Below are 219 nucleotides of genomic sequence, written 5' to 3' on the forward strand. Positions count from 1 at the left end.
TTTTCTTGGCAGTGTGAGATCATGACCTTCGCTACTGTAATTTTCACTCCCCATCACAGCTCAGCCTTACGATGTGCGGATTTGCCTACACATCAGCCTTACTGCTTAGACAGACATCCATCAGTCTGCGTCACTACCCTACTGCGTCCCCCCATTGCTCATAACGGCTTACGGTGGTACAGGAATTTCGACCTGTTGTCCTTCGACTACGCCTTTCGG

Annotated in this window: 1 rRNA gene; it reads right to left on the minus strand. The window is 50.2% G+C overall.

From position 1 onward, the window contains the following. Nucleotides 1-219, minus strand: a 23S ribosomal RNA gene (locus tag WFI24_RS34670); the annotation flags it as partial.

The organism is Paenibacillus sp. USHLN196 (assembly GCF_037144955.1).
Taxonomy (GTDB): Bacteria; Bacillota; Bacilli; order Paenibacillales; family Paenibacillaceae; genus Paenibacillus; species Paenibacillus xylanexedens_C.